This is a genomic window from Cypionkella aquatica (assembly GCF_030161095.1).
Taxonomy (GTDB): domain Bacteria; phylum Pseudomonadota; class Alphaproteobacteria; order Rhodobacterales; family Rhodobacteraceae; genus Cypionkella; species Cypionkella aquatica.
This window is the reverse complement of sequence record NZ_BSPP01000007.1, coordinates 155,006-176,529: the sequence shown is the minus strand read 5'-3', so window position 1 is coordinate 176,529 and position 21,524 is coordinate 155,006. Positions and strand designations below refer to the sequence as shown.

Genomic DNA, 21,524 nt, shown 5'->3' with positions numbered 1-21,524 from the left:
GTCCCCCTTAATTCGCGATGTCAGAAAGTTTGACGCGGAAGACCCGCATCACAAGGCTGACGAACAAAGTGCACATCAGCAGCAGAATGAAGGCGTAGGCGGCGGCGGTGTTCCAATCCAGCGCATCCAGCATCCATTGCTGCACCGTCTGGGTGAACCATTGGGATGTGGTCGATCCAAGGATCGACGGAACCAGAAGCGAGCCTGCCGACAGCATGAAAACCATGACCGCCCCAGAGGCGATACCCGGCTTGGCATGGGGCAGCACGATGCGCCAATGGATGCGCCACCACGGCGCGCCGAGGTCTTCGGCAGCCTCTATCTGGTTGGAATCCAATGAGGAAATCGCGTTGAACACCGGGAAGATCATGAACAGAACATAGGTGTAAACCAGCCCGATCATCACACCGTTATAGCCGACGATCCAACGCACCTCGTGGTCGATCAGGTGCAGTTGCATCAAGATCCACGACAGAGGACCTTTCAGCGCAAGGATGATCCACCAGGCAAAGGCGCGCAGCACCTCGGACACCCACAGCGGCACGAACAGCAGCAGGAACATGGTGGGAAGTGAGCGCGGATGCAGGATTTTTGCCATGAAATAGGCCAAAGGATAGGCCAAGGCAAAGCAGATCAGCGTGACGATGACCGAGTAGAAAATGGTCAGCGAAAACGTCAGCACATGCACTGGTATTTGGAATGAGAAGCCAAAGGGTGAAATCTCAATCGCGCCGTTGAACACTTTCATGTAGTTGGCGGCGGTGTAGACGTCTTTCGGGCCGCCGATTTCAGTGACGGGCAGGTAGGGGCGGAACGAGCTTTCCAAAAGCGTGATGTTCGGCACGATCACCAGCATCACCAGCCAGAACGCGGTGAGCAGGCAGATCAGCAGGGTCAGACTTGTGCCGTAGCGGCGGATCATATTACCCATTATGCCACCGCCGTGGTGTCGGGCAGGATCGAGGCATGTGCGGCGTTGAAATGCGCGAAACGGGCGGCGCCGATCTCTGGCACGGTGGCAGAGCCGTCGTTGCGCACCTCGGCCACGATGGTTTGGCCGCTGGCAGTTTTGCCGTGCACAGCGATGAACGCACCTTCAAACGAGACTTCCGATACCGTCACCGGCACTGCGTTTTCGGCGGCTGCGGTTTCGGACAGGATGGTGTGTTCGGGGCGGACGTAAAGCTTGATATTGCCGCTTTTGGCTTGCTCGCCCAGACGGGCGCGGAACATGCCAAAGGCAGTGTCAAAGCCTGCCATCCCACCCGCGGGATTGGTGACGGTGCCGGTGAAGATGTTGTTTTCACCCACAAAAGACGCCACAAAGCCGTTGACCGGGTTGTTGTAAATGTCGCGCGGATTGGCGACTTGCTGGATGCGGCCTTGGCTCATCACGCCGACGCGGTCCGACATCGCCAGCGCTTCGCCCTGATCGTGGGTGATGTAGATAAAGGTCACACCGGTGCGTTTCTGGATGGCGCGCAACTCTGCCCGCATGTGTTGGCGCAGCTTCAGATCAAGCGCCGAGAGCGGTTCATCCAGCAGCATCACCGCAGGTTCGACCGCCAAAGCGCGGGCGATGGCGACGCGCTGTTTCTGGCCGCCCGAAAGCTGGCTGACCATTTTATCGGCGGCACCGGGCAGATCGACCATTTCCAGCAGCGCTTGGGCTTTGGCGCGGCGGGTGGCTTTGTCAACGCCGCGGACTTCAAGGCCGAACGAGATATTCTCCCAAATCGACATCAGCGGGAACAGCGCAAGGTTCTGGAAAATCAGCGCGGTGGGGCGCTGGTTCGGGCGTTGGCCCTTCATATCCTTGTCGCCGATTTTGATCGTGCCGGCGGTCGGCTCGATAAAGCCGGAAATCATCCGCAAAATCGTGGTCTTGCCGCAACCGGATGGCCCAAGAAACGAGAAAAACTCGCCGGGTTTGATCGCCACAGTGGCGTTATCGACGGCGCGAAAATTGCCGAAATCGCAGCTTACATTTTGAAGATCAATCCCAGCACTCATGGACCGTCATTCCCCTGATATGTTTTTGTTATGAGGCCCCTGCGGTTGATCGCGGGACCATTGGGCAGCATAGAAAATATCAACGCCGGGCCCCTTCGGACCCGGCGTCGGTGTCAGGCTGATCGCTTACGCGGCCTTGAACTTGTCAGCATATTCCGCCCGTTTGGTCAGGAATTCTGCCGATTGCGTCGGCCACCACCACAGTTTCGCCAGCGCTTCATCGTTGAAGGTGCCGTTGTAGTAGGTCGCAACATCGGGATCCATCAGCTCGGACGCGCCCTTGCCCACCGGGTTCGACGAGAAGGCGGTTGCCCACATCGACGCACCTTCCGGGGTCGAGACCCATTTGGCGAATTCATGCGCCTGATCGACGTTGACGGCGTTTTTCAGCAGCACGAAGCCCTGATGCCACGCAAACGCGCCTTCCACCGGAGCCATATAGCCGTAGCCATCGTTGCGCAGGTTAAAGCCGGTCGAATCCCAGCAAAGGCCGACGGTTGCGCCGTTGGCGGTGAAGCCTGCATTGGCTTCGTTTTCGCCCGACCACCACTGCACCACGTTGCCTTTGGCCTTGATGGCTTCGGCCAAAGCGATGTCCCACAACTGGGTCATCTTGCCCATGTCGGAATAGCCATCGGTCCATGGGAACGGCAGTTTGCCTTGCGCATCCAGCCAACGGCCCATGGCTGCCAGTGCCGAATGAGGACGCAGAACAACCTGGTTGGCCGGGTCGAACAAAGCGCCCAAGGACGGAGGCTCGCCCAGTTTTGCGGATTCTTTGTTATAGACCAGCGATTCTGTGCCCCAGTTCGACGGCACATACATCAGGTTGCCGTCGATGCGCGACCGCTCGCCTGCCGAGCCATCGGCCAGACCGGGCAAATAGTTGTCCATCGCCAGTTTCGCCGGATCCCAAGCGCCGAGCAGGCCGTTGGAGTTCCACGCGCCGACACGCTCGATCGTCGGTTCGGTCATATCCATGCCGCCGGCTTCCAGCGCGACTTTGGCTTCACCAAACATGGTGTCCTGATCGGGAAGTTCTTTGAAGTTCACCTTGATGCCGGTCGCGGCGGTGAACGCGGGAATCACTTCGGCGGACAGCTTGTCATAGCCAGCCCAGCCGGTGAAGTTCAGCTCGCCCGACGAGGCGAGCGCCTTGGAGGAAATGATCGCGGGGGCCGCAAGTGCGCCCACGCCGACGGCCGACGACTTTAGAAAGCTGCGGCGGTTCAATGCGATGTCTTTTTTCACAAAAGTCTCCCTGGTGTTGGTCCGCTTTTTCGCGGATGGCAGCAGATGCTTTGCGCATCTTGTTTGAGTAACCTTGACGCATGATGACAGTTTTATGACACCCATCGCCAAAGCCATCCGCGAAGCCTACTCCTCAGCAGGGGGATTGTGTCAACAAGAGTTGTTGATCCACCAATCAATAATCCGCGCGCCCTGCGGTTGGCTTAGGCAAATGCGTGTAAATCAGGCATCCGGGCAGCGGGCCTGCGCTGCTTGGCGCTGCAGTGCAGCAAGAATTTTCCCGCATCGCTGGCGGAGATCCCTGATTGCCGAAAGGTGTCTTATGCGGCACTTGCGTTCTTAATACGCCCAAGATTTCAGCTTTTGATCCAAGCTTGGAAGAATCTTCGAATATCAGCGCATTGTTGCGGCACCTTTCCAAACTCCTTTCATCGCTTTGCGCTATGCTGCGGCAAATAGCCAAGGTCGGCACACGAAGGGGTTGCATATGAAGATCGTCATTCTCGGCGCGGGCGTCATTGGTGTCACCTCGGCTTGGTATCTGGCGAAAGCCGGGCATGAGGTGACGGTGATCGACCGCCAATCCGGCCCGGCGCTGGAAACCTCGTTCGGCAATGCGGGCGAAATCAGCCCCGGCTATGCCAGCCCTTGGGCCGCCCCCGGTATTCCCGCCAAGGCAATGAAATGGCTGTTCATGCGGCACGCGCCGTTGATCATTCAACCTGCACCCGATTTGGCCAAGGTCTCGTGGGTGATGCGGATGCTGATGAATTGCACCAGCGCCGCCTATACGGTGAACAAAAGCCGCATGGTGCGTCTGGCCGAATACAGCCGCGATTGCCTGATGGCCCTGCGCGCCGACACCGGAATCACCTATGACGAGCGGATGCAGGGCACGCTGCAATTGTTCCGCACGCAAAAGCAGGTCGACGGAGCCTATAAGGATATCAAGGTGTTGAAGGCCGACGGTGTGCCGTTTGAGGTGCTGGACGCCGATGGCTGCATCAAAGCCGAGCCGGGTCTTGCCCATCGCCGCGATGCGATCAAGGGGGGCTTGCTGCTGCCCGGCGATGAGACCGGCGATTGCTTCAAATTCACCAACAGCCTGCAAGATATGGCAATCGCGGCGGGGGTCACCTTTCGCTATGGCGTCAAGATTGAACGGCTGGAGGCTGAGGGCGGCAAGATTTCTGGCGTGCAAACCTCGGCCGGGCGGTTTGTGGCGGATGCCTATGTGCTGGCTTTGGGGTCGTTCTCGCCGCTGCTGGCGCGGCCTTTGGGGATCAAACTGCCGATCTACCCGGTGAAGGGCTATTCGATCACAGTGCCCATCGTCGATGCGCAGCGTGCGCCCGAATCAACCGTGATGGATGAGACCTACAAAATCGCGATCACGCGGTTGGGGGATCGGATTCGGGTGGGTGGCATGGCCGAGATTGCCGGGTTTGACATGACGCTCCACCAAAAGCGCCGCGATACTTTGGTCCATTCGGTGGAAGATCTGTTCGGCGGTGCGGGCGATCAAAGCCGCGCGACCTTCTGGTGCGGTTTGCGCCCGATGACGCCGGATGGCACGCCGGTGCTGGGCCGCTCGCCAATTTCCAACCTGTATCTGAACACCGGGCATGGCACATTGGGCTGGACGATGGCGGCGGGTTCAGGGCGGGTGCTGGCCGATCTGATCTCGGGGCGCGCTGCCGAGATTGAGACCGGCGATTTGGGCTATGCGCGCTACCAGCGCTTAGGTTGACCCTGCCCTGCTGGCCGCTATGGTCTGGCCAAGCAGGCGAAGGAACATAAAGATGAGCAGCCCGATTGATCCGGTGAAACTGGCAAAACTCGCCGAGGTGGCTGTCAATGTCGGGGTGGGGTTGCAGCCCGGGCAGGATTTGATCCTGACAGCACCGATGACGGCGCTGCCCTTGGTGCGGCTGATTGCGGCGGCGGCCTATCGGGCGGGTGCGGGCGTGGTGACGCCGATTTTCGCGGATGAGGCGATTGCCTTGGCGCGCTATCAGCATGGGCAGGATGCCAGCTTTGATACCGCCCCGAACTGGCTTTACAACGGCATGGCCGAGGCTTTTGCCAACGGTGCCGCGCGGATGGCGATTGTGGGCGACAACCCGATGCTTTTGGCATCGCAAGACCCCGGCAAGGTGGCGCGGGCTGGCAAGGCCAATTCCTTGGCCTATCAACCCGCACTGGCGAAGATCGCCGGGTTCGACATCAACTGGTCGATTTGTTCTTACCCCGGCGAGGCTTGGGCACAGCAGATTTTCCCGGATTTGGACGCGGATGCGGCGGTGCATCAGCTGGCCGAGGCGATCTTTGCCGCCTCGCGCGTCGATCAGGCCGACCCTGTTGCGGCTTGGGCGGCGCATAATGCGGCCCTGCGCGCCCGAACGCAGTGGCTGAACGGCAAGCGGTTTGCAGCCTTGCATTTCACCGGGCCGGGGACAGATTTGACGGTGGGGCTGGCCGATGGCCATGAATGGCAAGGCGGCGCATCAACCGCGAAGAATGGCGTCACCTGCAACGCCAATATCCCGACAGAAGAAGTCTTCACCACGCCGCACGCCTTGCGGGTGGAAGGATTTGTCAGCGCCACCAAACCCTTGGCGCATCAGGGCACGTTGATTGATGGGATTCAGGTGCGGTTTGAGGCGGGCCGGATTGTCGAGGCCAAGGCCACCAAAGGCGAGGCTGTGCTGCAAAAGCTGATCGATTCAGATGAGGGCGCGCGTCGGTTGGGCGAAGTGGCGTTGGTGCCGCATGGCTCGCCGATCTCGCAATCGGGGCTGTTGTTTTACAACACGTTGTTTGACGAAAACGCCGCCTGCCACATCGCTTTGGGCCAATGCTATGCGAAATGTTTCTTGGGCGGCGCGGATTTGACACCTGCGCAGATCGCAGCGCAGGGCGGCAATGCAAGCATGATCCATGTCGACTGGATGATCGGCTCGGGTCTGGTCGATATTGACGGCATTGGGGCCGATGGCAGTGCCGAGCCGGTGTTCCGGCGCGGCGAATGGGCTTGAGGCGGGGCGGTTGAGGCCAGTCGCCGGGGGATCGCACCCCCCGGACGCCGGCGGGTCACTTGCGTGCAGAGGATGACGATTTTCGTCAAATCAACCGGATCAATAGCGCTACTTGACCTGTAGCGTCTTCAGATATTCCGCGAGTTCCACCAGTCGGATCGGCGTCGGCGTGGCAATACCGTCGCCGCCGTCATAGGGCATGGTTTCGCCTGCCAACAGCGGTGCGAAATCGGGCATCACACCTTTGCCCTTCTTGCCCGCATAGCCCCAAATCTGCGCCATCACTTTGGTGGTCGGAAACGCGCCCTTGTTGCGGGCGGCGAGTGTGCTCAGATCCGCGGGCTTTTTGCCAAGCCCGGTTGCGGCCTCACCATCGCCCTTGCCGGTAGGGCCGTGACAGGCCGCGCAATAGGAATTGTAGTCTTCTGCGCCGCTGGTTTTCTCGCTTGGCTTGCCATATTCGACGCAGGCAAACAGCAACGCAGAAAGCCCGATGGCGGCGGCAGTTGGCGCAATGCGCATGGCGATCTCCTGATCAGTGGGACGCTTTATTGCACAGATGCACAGCGTCAACCTTGATCTAGATCAGGACGTTACAACGCGGCCCTTGTCCAGCCGCACCACACGGTCCATCCGCGCCGCCAGTTCCAGATTATGCGTGGCGATCAGCGCCGAAAGCCCGGTTTCGCGCACCAAAGACATCAGCGCCGCGAAAACCTGATCCGAGGTGGTCGGGTCAAGGTTGCCGGTGGGTTCATCGGCCAGCAACAGTTTTGGCTTATTCGCAAGCGCACGGCAGAAGGCGACGCGCTGTTGCTCGCCACCCGAAAGTGCTGCGGGGCGGTGGTCGGCGCGGGGCAGCACGCCGACATGGGCCAGCAATTCACGCGCGCGGGCCTCGGCCTCTGCTTTGGCCACGCCATTGGCCAGCTGCGGGATCACCACGTTTTCAAGCGCTGTAAATTCCGGCAACAGGTGATGAAACTGATAGATGAAGCCCACGTCATTGCGACGGGCTTCCGTGCGGGCGCGGTCACCCAACCCCACCATATTGCGGCCACCCAAGGCAACCGAGCCTTCATCTGGTGTGTCCAAAAGCCCGGCAATATGCAGCAACGTCGATTTGCCAGCCCCCGAGGGGGCCACCAAAGCCACCACTTCGCCACGCTTGACCTCTAGCGTTGCCCCATGCAGCACGATGACTTCGGACGGCTTGCCCCGGTTGTAGCCCTTTTCAAGCCCTGCGAGTTCCAGCGCAAAATCACTCATAGCGCAACGCCTCTACTGGGTTCATCCGGGCCGCGCGGCGTGCCGGGAAAATCGTAACGATGAAAGACAGCCCCAAAGACAAAGCCATCGCCGAAGCCACATCACGCAGCTTCAGCTCGGCAGGCAAAGCGTAGATGCCGCGAATGGACGGATCCCAGACATCGCCGCCCGTCACCAAATTGATCAACGCCACCACGTCATCAATATAAGTGGCAAACAGACACCCGATCACCACCCCCAGCAGCGTGCCAACCACCCCGGTGAACGCGCCGCAGATGAAGAAAATCCGCAGGATCGCGCCTTCGGTCAGCCCCATGGTGCGCAAAATCCCGATGTCGCGGCCCTTGTTTTTCACCAGCATGATCAGCCCGGAAATGATGTTCAGGGTTGAGATCAGCACCAGAATCGACATGATCAGGAACATCACATTGTCTTCTATTTTCAACGCGTTAAGATAGCTTCCGGCGCTATCCATCCATGTCCACAGCAGCGCATCCTGCCCCGCCGCCGCCATGACTTGATCGCGGTAGGCGTCGATTGCTTCGGGGTCTTTGACCATCACAGCGAATTCATCGACCAAATTCTCACGGTTGAAATAGCTTTGCGCCTCGGCAAAGGGCATATACATCCGGCTTTGGTCGATCAGGTAATTGCCCGAAGTGAAGATATAAACCACGCTATAGGCGTTGATCCGGGGGCTGAACCCCATCGGGCTTTTGACCCCCGAGGGTGAAATCACCCGCACTTTATCGCCCACCGTCACGCCCAACGTCCGCGCAAGGCCCGAGCCAATCGCAATGCCGCTGTCGAAATCATCAAGGTTTCCATAGGCATCGGCACCGTCGCCAATGCGCGGGATCCGGCGCAGATCTGCCAAGCGCAGCCCGAACACCTCTGACCCGCTTGATCCATCGCCGATGGCCGTCACCATCACCTGACCTTTGATTTGCGGTGCGGCCTCAATCACGCCGGGGATCGCCGCCAGTTTGGCCGCCACCGCGTCGTAATCGGCAAATCCCTTGACCATCTGGCCCGACGCGTCGAGATGCCCCGCCGAATAGACCGTGACATGCGCGTTCGATCCAAGGAAGGTCGAGACCAGTTCGGTGCGAAAGCCTGATCGCACCGCCAGCGTCACGATCAGCGCAAACACCGCCAAAGTGATGCCGATCAGGCTGATCCATGTCATCACCGACACGCCCCCTTCGGCACGTTTGGCGCGCAGATAGCGCCAGGCGATCATGAATTCAAAGCGCGAAAACGGGCGGGTGGAGGCCAAGATGCTGCTCTTTCTTTTTGCAGCAAAGTGCAACGTCCAGCCGGCAGGGTCAAGCAACGCTTGTGTGAGAGGCGGGACGGGCGCTTTGGCCTAAAGCTCTGTCTCAGGCCCCGGCAAGGCGTCCGGTTTCAACTCTGCCGGGGTTTTGCGGCGCAGGATGATGTCGCCATTGGGCAGCTTTTCCGGCGCGTGGTAATTGGTCAGATCATCCACCATCGCCAGAATTTCCATAATCTTCGGCTGCGCGTCTTTCAGCGCCTGTGCCATATCTTGAAGGCTAGGTTCCACCTGCCCCATCATGTGGTTGAACAGCAGCTCTGCGCCTTGCTGCATCAGGCTTAGGCCCTTATCCGCATCCGATGGCGGCGCGGTCTGCGCCATGGCGGGCGCGGCAAGCAAAAGCAGGGTCAGAGCTGCGTGTTTCATCCCACCAATATGCGGCAAAACCGCTGAATTTCCAATCACAAAGCCAGATCAATCGTCACTGGAAAGTGGTCCGAGGCGGAAAGCAGCGCATCCGCCAGCCCCGGCTCCGCCAAAACGCCGGGGTCGTTGAACGGGTGCCAGATCCGCCACGCGGGTTTGGTCGCCGCGAGATCGGCCGAGACCATGATGAAATCCAGCAAAGCCTCAAAAAACCGCTGTTGCGGCGGCAGCCAGAACCGCGCCGAGCTGGGGGCGAGCGCGTTGTTTTCGGTCAGCGCCATCTGGGCATGCGGATCAAACAAACGGGTCTGGCCGCCCTGCCCCAGCACAACCTCGATGCCAGAATGGCCAAACAGCTTTTCAAACTCGTCCAGACCCGGACCATCGTTGAAATCGCCCAGCACGATCAGACTTTCGCCCGCCGCCAGCACCCGATCCACGCGGGCGCGCAGCCACAGACATTCGGCCAACTGCTTGCGGCGGTTCTCAATCGAGATGCGTTTAAAGGCGGCATCATCGGCGGCCCCATGCGGGGCTTTCGACTTGGCATGCACGCCGATCAACCGCAGATGCCGTCCGGCCTTGGTCCGCACCGCCAGCTCTAACGGCGGTTTTGAAAACCGCACAAGATCGTCGATGCCATCGCCGTTGATGTCCAGCCGCAGCTGGCTGTCAAAGCGCGGCGCACCCGGCGCACCGTGGCTGGGGGCGGGATCTCCTTGCGGATCGTGGCGCACGTCCAACCGATCCGGGTCATAGAGAAACGCGATTTCCTGTTCTGTGTCAGAGATATAGCCGATCACCGCCCGCCGCGTGCGCAAGTGATAGCGGCGGGCAAAATTCTCAAGCGCTGTCACGGTGGAACGGCGAGAGTTGGTATCTGGCGCCTCAATGATCATCACCGCATCGGCGTTCAGCGCGGTGAAAACGGACCCCAAAGCTGCCAATTGCGCGCCGCGATTGATCTGAAACCGCGCCGAGGCTTCGGTATCGTCCAACACGCGGCCCTGATCATCAAACAGCGCGTTGAACCATTCGACGTTATAGCTGGCCAAGCGCAGCCGTTCGGTCATGCCGCGACCTTGGCCTGAATCTCGTCCCAAGCGGCGTTGATCGCGATCAGACGTCGGGTTGCCAGCTGCACAGCCTCGGCCGGAACGCCGCGCGCCATCATCACATCGGGGTGGCTGTCCTTCACCGCCGCGCGCCAGGCGAGGCGCGCATCGGCAAGGCTGGCCTGCTGCGAGATGCCAAGAACATCATAGGGATCGCGCGGCGCACCGTCGACAAAACGCCCACGCAGCACGCGGAAACAGCGGTCATCCAGCCCGAAAATCTGCGCCACTTCGCGCAGAAACTGATCCTCTGCCGGATGATAATGGCCGTCCGACATTGCGATCTGAAACAGGCCCTCAAGAATATCAATCAGCACATTGCGATCATCCGCACAAAGCGGCAATCCAGGTTTGTTGAACAAAACCGCGATCTTACGGGCGTAAGTGTCAAAGCCCGCCACATCCTGTCGCGCCAAGTTGTACACATGTGCAGCATTGGCTTCTTCGGATTTTGAGATCGAGAAGATGCGCCGGAACGTCGCCACCTCGTCCCGCGTCACCTCGCCATCCGCCTTGGCCATCTTGGCCCCCAAAGCGATCACCGCAATGGTAAACCCAACCGAGCGTTCCGGCACCGCCCCGCCGCGCAGGCGGTCGAAAACAGCCCCCAGCCCCTCACCCGAAGCCAAGGCGGCAATAGCTTCGATGATGCGGTTCCAGATCGACATGGGCTCAGTCTAACGGTTTCAGGGCGGCCTGTCAGGACAGGAATTTCTGCATCAGCACAAGATCGATAAACCGGCCAAATTTAAAGCCCGCATCGCGGATGATAGCGATTTCGTGATAGCCCACGGCGGCGTGAAAGGCGTGGCCCGCAGGGTTTTCGGCGGAAATTGCCCCAATCATCTGATGCGCGCCAGCCGCTTTGGCATGCGCCTCGACCGCCCCCATCAGCGCCCGACCCGCGCCCAAGCCGCGCGCTGTGGGTGACAGGATGATCGTGTGTTCCATGCAGGTCGCATAGCCATTCCCGTTGCGAAATTGGCTATATGTCGCAAAGCCTTGCAGGCCATTATTGATGTAAACCAGAAAGCAATCGCGCGCCGCGATCAGGGCTGCAACATCTGCCTGTGACTTTTCAGCAGCGGCGAAAGTGATCGCGGTATCGCGGATCCACGGGTTCCACAAAGCCGCCAAATCACGGGCATCTTCGGGGCGTGCGGGCCGGATCATTCCAACACGCGCAAGCCCTGCGGCGTGGTAAAGGTCGCGCGCATCGCCTTTTCGGGGCCGGGCAGGATCACCACGCGCGGATCGCGGAACAAGGGCGCAAGTGCAGCAATCAGTTCGTCCGCGTCAGGATGCGCAAGTTCTAGCTGGTGCAACCGCACATGGCTTTCGGGCAGCGCCTTGGCAGGATGCAGGCTGCCCGCCCATTCGATCAGTGCGGGAAAGAAGCCGTCAAATGGCAGCTTTCCATCGGCGGGCACGGCCATCTGCCAGCGGTAGTCGCCGCGCTGCAAAGCCACCGGAATCCCCGTCCCAGCCGGGCTGGCAGCGACTGCTGCACTTATACTATCGCAACATGCAACCCAGTTTGTTAGCCTCGGGCGGCCCTGAAAATTGTCTAAATCGAACCATCGCGGCCAATTGGGTGCGGTTTGATCAGGGTCTGCCGCGATGACTTCAAGATAGAGATCCCCCAAGCCCAAAAGCCGATTATGCGTCGCCATATGCGGATGCTGACCGCCACCCGCCAGCGCCACGCCCAAGGCCTCCTCGACCGCCGCAACGCCCTCGGCAAGATCCACGGCAGAGATCGCGATATGGTCAAACCGCAGCATCATCCATCACTCCCAGACTGGTTTGCGCCTTCAGAACCTGCGCCAAAGCGGCAAAGCGCGCCTCGACGACCTCGCCATAAAGACCCCGGCCTTCTTCGGTAAGCTCTAGATCCAGCTGCCTTTTCTTCGGTTGCCAGACCAGACGCCCTGCCCGCTGCGGATCGCCAACCGAGAATGTCGCCCCGAACCGCATCGCCTTGCCCAGAATCTCGGCATCAAGCAGCTCTTCTTCATTCAGCAGCCGAAACAGCGGCTCCATCCGCGACCCGGCGCGGCTGTTTTTATAGCGGTGCAGCAGCGCCAGCCCCAAAAACACCCGGCCCGGATGATCCAACCCGCCCAAATTCGCCCGCGTCGCATTGTCAAAACAGGCCTCGGCGCGGTAATCGGGGTGCGCGCGCCAAGTGGTGTCGTGCAAAAGACAGGCCGCCTTGATCAGACGCAAACGCTCTGCACTGGCCTCGGGGAACAGCGGCAGCAGGAATTCATACAGCTTTTTGCCAAAGCCGGGGATGCGCGACGAGATTTTCTCGGCCATCCGCGCCGCTTCGATCAGCGGGTCACGCGCGCGCAACTTTTCCGGCATCTGTTCATACAAAAGCCCCTCGCGGATGCCGAAGGCCGAGATGTCGATTTCGGAGGGTTTCAGCATCTTGATCAACTCGCGCAGCACTTCGCAAGCCAGCGGCACCAGTTCCATCCGCTCGCTCGACGTGCCGGTCTTGCTGCGCAACGCGGCCAGATCACTGGCGGCGATCCAATCGAGTGTTTCCAGCAAGTCCTTGGGCTGCATACGATATTCGTGCAAAACCGTCAGCGGATAATTGCGCCGTTCCATATCCAGCCGCGCGATCACCCGCCATGAACCGCCCACCAGATAGATGCGTTCGCCTTCCGAGCCAAGCTGGGCCTGACAGTCCTTCAGGATGCGATCAATATGGGCGGCGCGCTTTTTCGGGGTGTCGGCGACCTGCTGCAAACGAAACGGCCCCAGAGGCGTCGAGACGCGCTGGCCCACGGTGCCGTTGCCGATCCGCGCCAGTTCCATCGAGTTGCCGCCGATGTCGCAGACGATGCCCTTGGCATCCGGCCAGCCGACCAGCACGCCTTGCGCCGACAGACGCGCCTCTTCGTCGCCATCGACCACCCAGATTTTCAGGCCCGTCTGCTCCAGCACCTCGGCCTGAAATGCCGGGCCATCGGCGGCCTCGCGCGCGGCTGCGGTGCCAACAACGGTCAGGGTATCAATGCCCATGCCCTTGGCCAGTAACGAGAATCTTTTCAACGCCACCAAAGCGCGGCGGCGGCCTTCCGGGTTCAGCCGTCCGGTTTCGGCAAGCCCCTTGCCCAGACCGCACATCAGTTTTTCGTTGTAGAAATACGCGGGCGCACGGGCGGCACCATCAAACACCACCATCCGAACCGAGTTCGAGCCGACATCAACCACGCCGACGCGGCTAAGCGCGCGCGCTGACGGATCGTCAAACAAAGGGCGGCCAAACGGGCCGTGGTCGTCATCATGATCTTCGGTCATTGGTATTCCGTTCCGGTATTTTGCAGCAATAACCGCTGCTTAGGCAGGCTTTCGCACATCCTTCGCCCCAGCCGTGCCACGACCGGAAAGCGAGGGATTCTCCATAAAGAACCGATGACAGTTGAACGCCTGCCCGTCCATAGGCGTCTGCTCGCGCTTGTAGGTGCCGCCGGGTTGCAGCACCCAGGATTGGGTCTCATCAGCCAGATTTGCTGCCATGATCTGCCCGACAATCTGGGCCTGCACGGTCGGATTGTGGATTTCAACCAGCGTTTCGACCCGCCGCGTCAGGTTGCGGCCCATCCAATCCGCCGAGGAAATGAACACCCGCGCCTGTTTCGATGGCAGACCATGGCCATTGCCAAAGCAGATGATCCGGCTGTGTTCCAAAAAGCGTCCGACGATGGATTTCACCCGAATATTCTCAGACAAGCCCTTGATTCCGGGGCGCACGCCGCAAATGCCGCGCACGACCAGATTGATCTGCACCCCAGCCGCCGAGGCGGCATAAAACGCGTCGATCACATCGGGATCAATCAGCGAATTGACCTTGCCCCAGATTTCAGCAGGGCGACCAGCGCGGGCGTGCATGGCCTCGGCGGCGATCATCTCAAGCAGGCGCGATTTCAGCGTGAACGGAGAGATTGCAAGGTTTTCAAGGCCTTGCGGTTCTACATAGCCCGACAGATAGTTAAAGACCCGCGTGGCATCGCGCCCCAAGGCCGCATCGCAGGTGAAAAAGCTAAGGTCGGTATACACTTTGGCGGTGATCGGGTGATAATTTCCAGTGCCGTAATGGGTGTAAGTCACCAGATTTTCGCCCTCGCGGCGCACCACGGTGCTGATTTTGGCGTGGGTTTTATAGTTCATGAAACCATAAACCACATGCGCCCCTGCACGTTCCAACCGGCGGGATTGGCGGATATTGGCAGCTTCGTCAAAGCGGGCTTTCAGCTCGACCAGCGCTGTGACCGACTTGCCGGCCTCGGCGGCTTCGCACAAAGCCGCGACAATCGGGCTGTCCCAAGAGGTGCGATACAGCGTCTGCTTGATCGCCAGCACATTCGGGTCGCGCGCGGCTTGTTCCAGATAATTGATAACCAGATCAAAGGTTTCATAGGGATGATGCAGCAGAATATCCTTCTGCTTGATCGCCGAAAACAGATCACCATCGTGGTCCTGCACCCGCTCTGGCACCCGCGGGCTGAATGGCGGCCACAGCAGATCGGGGCGCTGCGACAGCACCAGTTCCTTCAGATCGGCGACGCCCAAAAGCCCGCGCACTTCGACCATTTCATCGGGCGTGACACCCAGTTCTTCCATGATCAGCGCGCGCAATTCGGGCGGTGCCCCCGAGGACAGCTTCAGCCGGATCACCTCGCCGCGGCGACGGCGTTTCAGCGCGGTTTCAAACTCGCGCACCAGATCTTCGGCCTCGTCCTCGACCTCCAGATCGCTGTCGCGCAGCACCCGGAACAGGCAATGGCCACGGTCCTTATAGCCGGGAAACAGCATATCCAGATGGATCAGCAGCAGCTCTTCCAGCGGCAGGAAACGGTATTCGCCATCCTTGTCGGGCAGCCGCACAAAGCGGGCGATTTGCTGCGGGATCGGCAAGAGCGCCTGCAGGCTGCGTTGATCGCTTTCGCGTTCCAGCTGCAAAGCCAGCGAGAATCCGGCGTTTGGGATGAAGGGAAACGGATGCGCGGGATCAATCGCCAAGGGCGACAAAACCGGGAACACCTTGTTCAGAAAATGATCTTCCAGAAACTTCAGATCGCGCATCGTCAGCTTGGAGCGCGTCAGCAGCGTGATGCCCTGCACCTCCATCTGCTTTTTCAGCTTGTTGAACACCGCTTGCTGGGTATGCATCAAGCGGCGGGCATTGGCGTGGATCAGCACCAATTGCTCGGCAGCCGAGCGGCCATCTTCGGATAACGTCGCGTTTTTGGCCCGCACCAATGCGCGCAAGCCAGCGACGCGAACGGTGTAAAACTCATCGAGATTGGTGGCCGAAATCGACAAGAACCGCAGGCGTTCCAGCAGCGGCACGGCGGGGTTTGAAGCCTCGTCCAGCACCCGCCAGTTGAAGGCCAACCAACTGAGTTCACGGTTAAAAAACCGACGCGGACCGGTGATTTCAGCCTCGGGCACCTCAATCGGTGCGGGAAACGGCGATTTGAGAAAGTCGGATTGGGTCATCGGGCCTTCATGCAACTTTTGGCGTAACAGCACGGTGACATTGTTTCACCTCACCCCGGCCAAGTCCAGCACCTCGGCGGCCAAAGCGCGGGTGATCGGGCGGCCCAAAGCCAGCGCCCTTGTGTCGAGAAACTTGACCCATTCGCACGCAGCCGCAATCGAGCGATCCATCCGCGACACCAGATAGGGGATCAGATTGGGCGCAACCACGATCTGACGATCCGCGAACAGCTTAAGAAGCACTGCCGACAGCAGCATGTCATCGGGCGCGTTCAGCTGCGCCACCGAAGCCGCCTGCATCCGGCTGAGCAGATCGGCAAGCCGCAAGCGCCAATCGCGCGCAGGGCTCGCGGCCGTGATCAAGAGCCCGCGCCCGGCCAGCAGATTGTGCAGATGAAACAGCGCGGTCTCGGCCTCGGGGTCGCCTGCAATGCGGTCGGCGTTTTCGACCGCAACCGGGTTTTGCGCCAGATCATGCAGGTCGGTGTCGACCAGTTTCGCCGCCGAAATCACCTCGGCCCCGGCAAGATCGGACCAGATATGCGTCAGATGGGTCTTGCCCGACCCTTCGGGGCCGATCAGCAGCAGCTTGCCATCCGGCCAATCGCGCCAGCCCTCAATCTGCGCCAAAGCCTGTGCATTGGCAGCCGAGACGAAGAAATCGGCACGCCGGAAGGCCTCGCGGCTGGGCAGGTCGAAGGCAAGTTGCAGGCTCACCGAACGTCCTCGGGGGGGGCAGAGTCTTGACCGCTGACGCCTTGATACAAGGTGCTGGCCTGATATTGCGCGATGGCAAAGCGGATCAGCACCCCCATCGCGGCGGCAACCGGAACCGCGACCAGCATGCCGACAAAGCCGAACAACGAGCCGAACACAGACAGCGCGAACATCAGCCAGACCGGGTGCAAGCCGACCGATTTGCCGACCAGTTTCGGCGTCAGCACGTTGCCTTCAAGGAACTGACCGATGGCAAATATCCCGGCCACCAGCCCGATCGACACCCAATCGCCCCAGAACTGGAACAAGGCCAGACCAATTGCCAAGGCCCCGCCGACCAGCGCGCCAATGTAGGGAATGAAGGTGATCGCCCCGGCAATCGCCCCCACCACAAGCCCGAATTGCAAGCCGACCAGCATCAGCGTTGTGGCGTAAAAGGTGCCCAACGCCACACAAACCGTCAGCTGGCCGCGCACAAACGCCGACAGCGCATCATTGATCTCGCCCGCCAGACGCCGCACCACCGGGGCATGATCGCGCGGCAGCATCGCATCAATCCGCGCCACCATGTGATCCCAATCCAACAGCATGTAAAACGTCACCACCGGCACCACAACGATGAACACCACCGCAGACAACAGGCTGAGCGCCGAGGTCAGCACACCCTGCGCCAAAGTTGCGCCCTTGGCCTGAATGGCCGCGCCGATTTCGGCCAAAGTGGTGCGGATGGTCGAGGTGCTGTCGGTCAGCTCGGGGAATTTCTCGATCATAAACCCTTGCAGACGCTTGGCAATCTCGGGCGCTGCATTGATCAGGGCAGAGGTCTGCGAAATCAGCGTTGGAATCACCGACAGCACGATCAGCACCATCAAAAGCAGGCCGATCAGCGTGATCACCGTGGTCGCCGCCACCCGGCTTAGGCCCAGACGTTGCAGCCGGTCTGCCACCGGATCAAGGAAATACGCCATCGCGCCGCCGACCAGAAACGGCAAGATCACCGAGCCCAAAAGCATCAGCAGCAGGAACAGCACCGCCAAGGCGATACACCAATATTTCACCTGCTCACGCACCGGCAATGCCATGACTACGCCCCTTTTTCTGCCCCAGACATATCGCCTTTGGGGGGCTTGGTTGCAAGGGGGCGGCGTGGTCCGGCAAAGTTTAGCGGTGCGGGCCTGCGCCAGAGCCCTGAAAATCACCATAAGCAGCCGCTTATGCCCGCAAAACTAAGCCGCAGATCAATAGATGGCTGCGCAAAAGCCTGCCATTTCGCAGCAAGCCCACCACGGCCAGAGGCGCGGCAGTGGGCTGAACCCGCAAATCAAGGCTTTGATCCCAAGGCCCCCTATCGAAGGAAACTGACATGACCCGCACTTTGCTTTTGACGCTTGCTTTGCTTGCCACGCCGTTTGCCGCCTCGGCTATGCCTGCGGTTGGTGATATTGTCGGCTCGAACGCCGATGCCGCCAAAGCCGCACTGAAAACCGCCGGATGCCCGGTCGAGATGTTCGAGGCCGAAGATGGCAAGATCGAAGCCGTCTGCACCGATGCTGCAAGCATGAAGAAGATGGATGTCATGATCGACCCGGCGTCGGGCGCGGTTCTGTCGATCAAGGAAAGCAACGATTGATGGCACAAACGGACACGGGGGCCGCGCGCCCCCCTGCCCTGTGGGATCGCATCGTGCGCATCAGCCATTGGGGCATCGTCATTGTCATCCTTGCCAATGAGATTTTCACCAGAGGCGGCAGCCCCACGCATGTCTGGTTCGGCTGGGGCGGCTTGGTTTTGCTGGCGATCCGCATGCTTTGGGGCGTGATCGGCACCCAAGAGGCACGGTTTTCTGCGTTTCCGCCCAATGCTTTGGCCGCTCGGCGCCATATGAAACAGCTGATGATCGGCAAGCCTGCCAGCTATCGCTCGCACAATCCTGCCGGGGCGATGATGGCCTATGCTTTGTGGGCCTGCATCGCGGTGATGGTGTCCACTGGGCTGACCATGTCGGGCGCAAACCCGTTTTCAGTGGCCCAGCGGCAGGCGATTGTGGATGGTGGCGACTGGTCGCAGCTTGCGCAAACCGAAGCAGCGGGTGAGGATGAAGGCGACGGTTGGGTGAAAGATGTGCATGAAATCACTGCCAATCTGATCTGGTTGCTGGTGGCCCTGCATGTCGGCGGCGTGATCGTGGAAAGTGTTGCGATGCGGCATAATCTGCTCGCACCGATGCTGCTGGGCCGCAGGAAGGTCAAAGCAGCCAAGCTGGGAAAATAGCCGTCGATGAAGTTTCTGACCGGATTGAAGCAAAGCAAGGGTGGCCGCCCCGCTGTCCTTGCGTTGGTATTGCTGCTGCAAGCTTCGGCTGCAGTGTTCTTTGTCGCCAATATTTTGAATGAATGGTCCGAAGATGGCCCCGGCGCGCAGTTGTGGATGCAAACTCTGGTGACTCTGGCGCTGATCCTGGGGGTGATTTTGGGCGCGATGGAATTGCGCCGCGCGCTTGACCATCAACAGGACCAAGATGCCACCATCGCCAAGGCCAGCGGCGAAATGCACAGCGTGATCCAGCGCCAATTCGACGCTTGGGCGCTGAGCCGCGCCGAGCGGGACGTGGCCTATCTGGCGCTGAAGGGCCTTGATGTCGCCGAGATCGCCCAAGCCCGCCAAGCCGCTCCGGGCACGGTGCGCGCGCAGTTATCGGCAATCTACGCCAAGGCCGGGATCAGTGGCCGCGCCCAATTCGCCGCGCATTTCGTCGAGGATTTGCTGGCCGAAGGCTTGCCGGGGGATCAAAGCCTATGAATGATGTGCGGGCAATTCTTAACAAGAGGTGAATCCCCCCCGGTTAAGCCGTTGATTTTGCATGCGCGCAGGTCTTGTCCACGCGTGGACACTGCCCTGCGCCGAAAGCCTGCGCTTGCTTGACCAATCTCAACCCGCTAGGAAAGCCCAAACCCCAATCCAAGAGGCCGCGATGCGCGTTTCCCGTTACTTTATGCCTGTTCTCAAGGAAAACCCCGCCGAGGCGCAGATCGTCTCGCACCGCTACATGCTGCGCGCAGGCATGATCAAACAGCAGGCGGCGGGGATCTATTCGTGGCTGCCCTTGGGCCTGCGGGTGCTGAACCGCATCCAACAGATCGTGCATGAAGAACAGGTCCGCGCGGGCCACATCCCGTTGCTGATGCCCACGCTGCAACCCGCCGACCTGTGGCGCGAAAGTGGCCGCTATGATGACTACGGCCAGGAAATGCTGCGCATCAAGGATCGTCAGGATCGTGAGATGCTGTATGGCCCCACGAATGAAGAGATGATCACCGACATCTTCCGCGCCCATGTCGGCAGCTATAAAGACCTGCCGCTGACGCTGTATCACATCCAGTGGAAATTCCGCGACGAGATGCGCCCCCGTTTCGGCGTGATGCGCGGCCGCGAGTTCCTGATGAAAGACGGCTACAACTTTGACGTCGACAAGGCCGCCGCCCTGCATGCCTACAACCGTCATATGGTCAGCTACCTGCGCACCTATGAACGCATGGGCCTGACCGCAATTCCGATGCGCGCCGATAGCGGCCCGATTGGCGGCGAGGATACCCATGAATTCCTCGTGCTGGCGGCGACAGGCGAGTCGGAAGTGTTCTTCGACAGCGCCGTAACCGACCTGCGCCTTGGCAGCCGCGAGGTCGATTACGACAACCGCGAAGACGTCGCCGCTGTCTGCAAAGAATTCACCACGCTTTACGCCCGCACTGACGAGACCCACGATCAGGCCTTGTTCGACGCGATCCCGGAAGAGCGCCGCAAAGTCGCGCGCGGCATCGAAGTGGGACAGATTTTCTACTTCGGCACCAAGTATTCGGAAAGCATGGGCGCCACCGTCGTCACCGCTGACGGCAGCAAAGTTCCGGTCGAAATGGGCAGCCACGGCATCGGCGTCAGCCGTCTGCTGGGCGCGATCATCGAGGCCAGCCACGACGACAAAGGCATCATCTGGCCCGAAGGCGTCACCCCGTTCCCGGTCGGCATCGTCAACCTCAAACAAGGCGATGCCGCCGCCGATGCGGCTTGCGAGGGGCTGTATAAAGCCCTGAAAGCCAAGAGTCTGGAAGCGCTCTATGATGACCGCGAGGAACGTGCAGGCGCGAAATTCGCCACGATGGATCTGATCGGTCTGCCTTGGCGCATCACGGTCGGCCCCCGCGGATTGGCGAATGGCGTGGTCGAGCTGACCAGCCGCCGCACCGGAGTTTCCGAGGAAATGGCCCCCGAAGCCGCCGTCGCCCGTATCGCCGAGATTTACGCAGGCATCTGATGGAAATTGTCGCCGCCGCCCTGTTCAGCTGCGACATTCTTATGCTGATCTCGTTTCAAGTGCTGAACCGGGACGCACCACAATTCGCCCATGCCATAAGTGATTATGGCGTGGGCAAGAAAACCGCAGGGCTGTTCAAAGCCTATGTCATCGCGGGCGCGCTGGCGGCACCTTTGTTGGCGTGGCAATTCTGGCAAGCGCAATCGCCCAGCTATCCCGCCAGTGTTCCATTTTACCTGATGTTGGTTGCCCTGGGCCGTTTGGGTCTGGGGCTGTTTCCCAATGATCCGCGCGGTGCGGTGCGCACCCAGACAGGCCAGATCCACCATGCCGCAACGCTGCTGGCCTTCACCTGCGCCTTCATGGCGGTCGCTGAAGCCACGCCGCTGCTGGCCGCAAGCGTGGCCGATTTTCCCGCATCGCTGCTGTCCGGCCTGAAACATCTGATCAGCCTTGGTTTTATCGCCGTCACCCTGACGATCTCGGCGCCGCTGCGGCGCTTTTTTGGCATAGCCGAGCGGTTGTTCCTTTATGCCACCGCGCTTTGGTTTCTGACCGCATCACTGACCTTGCCGCCGCTGTAGCGC

22 protein-coding genes are annotated in these 21,524 nt (G+C 60.3%); 7 read left to right on the top strand and 15 right to left on the bottom strand.

Translation table 11 applies throughout. From position 1 onward, the window contains the following. Nucleotides 1-7 precede the first annotated feature (7 nt). The 3 genes from QQJ98_RS09450 to QQJ98_RS09440 form a co-directional block, all read right to left on the bottom strand. Nucleotides 8-931, bottom strand: coding sequence for an ABC transporter permease (locus QQJ98_RS09450; RefSeq protein WP_284325087.1), 924 nt, complete (start codon nt 929-931; stop codon nt 8-10). Next, nucleotides 931-2,013 (bottom strand): ABC transporter ATP-binding protein, encoded by a 1,083-nt coding sequence (locus QQJ98_RS09445; protein ID WP_284325086.1) that lies wholly within the window; start codon nt 2,011-2,013, stop codon nt 931-933. Before QQJ98_RS09445 ends, QQJ98_RS09450 begins: the two co-directional genes overlap by 1 nt. Before the next feature lie 126 nt (nt 2,014-2,139). Further along, complete coding sequence (locus QQJ98_RS09440; protein WP_284325085.1) at nt 2,140-3,264, bottom strand: extracellular solute-binding protein; 1,125 nt, start codon at nt 3,262-3,264, stop codon at nt 2,140-2,142. Between the two features lie 487 nt (nt 3,265-3,751). Between QQJ98_RS09440 and QQJ98_RS09435 the strand changes: the two genes are divergently transcribed. Together QQJ98_RS09435 and QQJ98_RS09430 are read left to right on the top strand one after the other, a co-directional pair. Beyond that, nucleotides 3,752-5,014 (top strand): D-amino acid dehydrogenase, encoded by a 1,263-nt coding sequence (locus tag QQJ98_RS09435; RefSeq protein WP_284325084.1) that lies wholly within the window; start codon nt 3,752-3,754, stop codon nt 5,012-5,014. A gap of 52 nt (nt 5,015-5,066) precedes the next feature. Then, on the top strand, nt 5,067-6,302 hold the full coding sequence (locus QQJ98_RS09430) for an aminopeptidase (protein WP_284325083.1): 1,236 nt from the start codon (nt 5,067-5,069) through the stop codon (nt 6,300-6,302). Between the two features lie 108 nt (nt 6,303-6,410). On the opposite strand, the gene QQJ98_RS09425 is transcribed toward QQJ98_RS09430, so the two are convergent. The 12 genes from QQJ98_RS09425 to QQJ98_RS09370 all read right to left on the bottom strand — a co-directional run bounded on the left by QQJ98_RS09425 (nt 6,411) and on the right by QQJ98_RS09370 (nt 17,710). Next, the gene (locus QQJ98_RS09425; RefSeq protein ID WP_284325082.1) at nt 6,411-6,824 is read right to left on the bottom strand and encodes a c-type cytochrome; all 414 of its coding nucleotides are present in this window, start codon (nt 6,822-6,824) and stop codon (nt 6,411-6,413) included. 63 nt (nt 6,825-6,887) lie between these two features. Beyond that, on the bottom strand, nt 6,888-7,571 hold the full coding sequence (locus QQJ98_RS09420; protein ID WP_284325081.1) for an ABC transporter ATP-binding protein: 684 nt from the start codon (nt 7,569-7,571) through the stop codon (nt 6,888-6,890). After that, the gene (locus tag QQJ98_RS09415; RefSeq protein WP_284325575.1) at nt 7,564-8,853 is read right to left on the bottom strand and encodes a lipoprotein-releasing ABC transporter permease subunit; all 1,290 of its coding nucleotides are present in this window, start codon (nt 8,851-8,853) and stop codon (nt 7,564-7,566) included. The genes QQJ98_RS09420 and QQJ98_RS09415 overlap by 8 nt, the downstream gene beginning before the upstream one ends. A gap of 87 nt (nt 8,854-8,940) precedes the next feature. Beyond that, the gene (locus QQJ98_RS09410; RefSeq protein ID WP_284325080.1) at nt 8,941-9,276 is read right to left on the bottom strand and encodes an AAA+ family ATPase; all 336 of its coding nucleotides are present in this window, start codon (nt 9,274-9,276) and stop codon (nt 8,941-8,943) included. Nucleotides 9,277-9,311: 35 nt separating this feature from the next. After that, the gene (locus tag QQJ98_RS09405) at nt 9,312-10,349 is read right to left on the bottom strand and encodes an endonuclease/exonuclease/phosphatase family protein (protein WP_284325079.1); all 1,038 of its coding nucleotides are present in this window, start codon (nt 10,347-10,349) and stop codon (nt 9,312-9,314) included. Then, a complete protein-coding gene (locus QQJ98_RS09400) occupies nt 10,346-11,059 on the bottom strand; it encodes a molecular chaperone DjiA (RefSeq protein WP_284325078.1) in 714 nt (237 codons plus the stop codon). Before QQJ98_RS09400 ends, QQJ98_RS09405 begins: the two co-directional genes overlap by 4 nt. A 31-nt stretch (nt 11,060-11,090) precedes the next feature. After that, nucleotides 11,091-11,564, bottom strand: a complete 474-nt coding sequence (locus QQJ98_RS09395) for a GNAT family N-acetyltransferase (RefSeq protein WP_284325077.1) — start codon at nt 11,562-11,564, stop codon at nt 11,091-11,093. Further along, nucleotides 11,561-12,175, bottom strand: coding sequence for a VOC family protein (locus QQJ98_RS09390; protein WP_284325574.1), 615 nt, complete (start codon nt 12,173-12,175; stop codon nt 11,561-11,563). Before QQJ98_RS09390 ends, QQJ98_RS09395 begins: the two co-directional genes overlap by 4 nt. After that, entirely contained in the window at nt 12,162-13,709 is a 1,548-nt protein-coding gene (locus tag QQJ98_RS09385; RefSeq protein ID WP_284325076.1) for a Ppx/GppA family phosphatase, read from the bottom strand. The genes QQJ98_RS09390 and QQJ98_RS09385 overlap by 14 nt, the downstream gene beginning before the upstream one ends. Before the next feature lie 39 nt (nt 13,710-13,748). Further along, nucleotides 13,749-15,911, bottom strand: coding sequence for an RNA degradosome polyphosphate kinase (locus QQJ98_RS09380; RefSeq protein WP_284325075.1), 2,163 nt, complete (start codon nt 15,909-15,911; stop codon nt 13,749-13,751). 45 nt (nt 15,912-15,956) lie between these two features. After that, entirely contained in the window at nt 15,957-16,628 is a 672-nt protein-coding gene (locus QQJ98_RS09375) for a P-loop NTPase family protein (protein ID WP_284325074.1), read from the bottom strand. Further along, the gene (locus QQJ98_RS09370) at nt 16,625-17,710 is read right to left on the bottom strand and encodes an AI-2E family transporter (RefSeq protein ID WP_284325073.1); all 1,086 of its coding nucleotides are present in this window, start codon (nt 17,708-17,710) and stop codon (nt 16,625-16,627) included. The genes QQJ98_RS09375 and QQJ98_RS09370 overlap by 4 nt, the downstream gene beginning before the upstream one ends. Before the next feature lie 281 nt (nt 17,711-17,991). Here QQJ98_RS09370 and QQJ98_RS09365 point away from each other — a divergent pair, with 281 nt between their 5' ends. The 5 genes from QQJ98_RS09365 to QQJ98_RS09345 all read left to right on the top strand — a co-directional run bounded on the left by QQJ98_RS09365 (nt 17,992) and on the right by QQJ98_RS09345 (nt 21,521). Then, entirely contained in the window at nt 17,992-18,258 is a 267-nt protein-coding gene (locus tag QQJ98_RS09365) for a PepSY domain-containing protein (RefSeq protein WP_284325072.1), read from the top strand. Next, nucleotides 18,258-18,899 carry a cytochrome b/b6 domain-containing protein gene (locus QQJ98_RS09360; RefSeq protein ID WP_284325071.1) on the top strand — a complete coding sequence of 214 codons (642 nt, stop codon included), beginning with the start codon at nt 18,258-18,260 and terminating at the stop codon, nt 18,897-18,899. Before QQJ98_RS09365 ends, QQJ98_RS09360 begins: the two co-directional genes overlap by 1 nt. A 6-nt stretch (nt 18,900-18,905) precedes the next feature. Continuing rightward, nucleotides 18,906-19,427, top strand: coding sequence for a helix-turn-helix transcriptional regulator (locus QQJ98_RS09355; protein ID WP_284325070.1), 522 nt, complete (start codon nt 18,906-18,908; stop codon nt 19,425-19,427). 172 nt (nt 19,428-19,599) lie between these two features. Continuing rightward, nucleotides 19,600-20,937, top strand: a complete 1,338-nt coding sequence (gene proS, locus QQJ98_RS09350; RefSeq protein ID WP_284325069.1) for a proline--tRNA ligase — start codon at nt 19,600-19,602, stop codon at nt 20,935-20,937. Continuing rightward, a complete protein-coding gene (locus tag QQJ98_RS09345) occupies nt 20,937-21,521 on the top strand; it encodes a DUF998 domain-containing protein (protein WP_284325068.1) in 585 nt (194 codons plus the stop codon). The genes proS and QQJ98_RS09345 overlap by 1 nt, the downstream gene beginning before the upstream one ends. Nucleotides 21,522-21,524: the final 3 nt, after the last annotated feature.

Excerpts from the sequence above, each read along its gene's own strand:
- QQJ98_RS09430 (WP_284325083.1), top strand. The coding sequence starts at position 5,067 with ATGAGCAGCCCGATTGATCCGGTGAAACTGGCAAAACTCGCCGAGGTG.
- QQJ98_RS09360 (WP_284325071.1), top strand. The coding sequence starts at position 18,258 with ATGGCACAAACGGACACGGGGGCCGCGCGCCCCCCTGCCCTGTGGGAT.
- QQJ98_RS09345 (WP_284325068.1), top strand. The coding sequence starts at position 20,937 with ATGGAAATTGTCGCCGCCGCCCTGTTCAGCTGCGACATTCTTATGCTG.
- QQJ98_RS09385 (WP_284325076.1), bottom strand. The coding sequence starts at position 13,709 with ATGACCGAAGATCATGATGACGACCACGGCCCGTTTGGCCGCCCTTTG.
- QQJ98_RS09370 (WP_284325073.1), bottom strand. The coding sequence starts at position 17,710 with ATGGCATTGCCGGTGCGTGAGCAGGTGAAATATTGGTGTATCGCCTTG.
- QQJ98_RS09405 (WP_284325079.1), bottom strand. The coding sequence starts at position 10,349 with ATGACCGAACGGCTGCGCTTGGCCAGCTATAACGTCGAATGGTTCAAC.
- QQJ98_RS09395 (WP_284325077.1), bottom strand. The coding sequence starts at position 11,564 with ATGATCCGGCCCGCACGCCCCGAAGATGCCCGTGATTTGGCGGCTTTG.
- QQJ98_RS09400 (WP_284325078.1), bottom strand. The coding sequence starts at position 11,059 with ATGTCGATCTGGAACCGCATCATCGAAGCTATTGCCGCCTTGGCTTCG.
- QQJ98_RS09450 (WP_284325087.1), bottom strand. The coding sequence starts at position 931 with ATGGGTAATATGATCCGCCGCTACGGCACAAGTCTGACCCTGCTGATC.
- QQJ98_RS09425 (WP_284325082.1), bottom strand. The coding sequence starts at position 6,824 with ATGCGCATTGCGCCAACTGCCGCCGCCATCGGGCTTTCTGCGTTGCTG.
- QQJ98_RS09435 (WP_284325084.1), top strand. The coding sequence starts at position 3,752 with ATGAAGATCGTCATTCTCGGCGCGGGCGTCATTGGTGTCACCTCGGCT.
- QQJ98_RS09410 (WP_284325080.1), bottom strand. The coding sequence starts at position 9,276 with ATGAAACACGCAGCTCTGACCCTGCTTTTGCTTGCCGCGCCCGCCATG.
- QQJ98_RS09420 (WP_284325081.1), bottom strand. The coding sequence starts at position 7,571 with ATGAGTGATTTTGCGCTGGAACTCGCAGGGCTTGAAAAGGGCTACAAC.
- QQJ98_RS09365 (WP_284325072.1), top strand. The coding sequence starts at position 17,992 with ATGACCCGCACTTTGCTTTTGACGCTTGCTTTGCTTGCCACGCCGTTT.
- QQJ98_RS09355 (WP_284325070.1), top strand. The coding sequence starts at position 18,906 with ATGAAGTTTCTGACCGGATTGAAGCAAAGCAAGGGTGGCCGCCCCGCT.
- QQJ98_RS09445 (WP_284325086.1), bottom strand. The coding sequence starts at position 2,013 with ATGAGTGCTGGGATTGATCTTCAAAATGTAAGCTGCGATTTCGGCAAT.
- proS (WP_284325069.1), top strand. The coding sequence starts at position 19,600 with ATGCGCGTTTCCCGTTACTTTATGCCTGTTCTCAAGGAAAACCCCGCC.
- QQJ98_RS09380 (WP_284325075.1), bottom strand. The coding sequence starts at position 15,911 with ATGACCCAATCCGACTTTCTCAAATCGCCGTTTCCCGCACCGATTGAG.
- QQJ98_RS09390 (WP_284325574.1), bottom strand. The coding sequence starts at position 12,175 with ATGCTGCGGTTTGACCATATCGCGATCTCTGCCGTGGATCTTGCCGAG.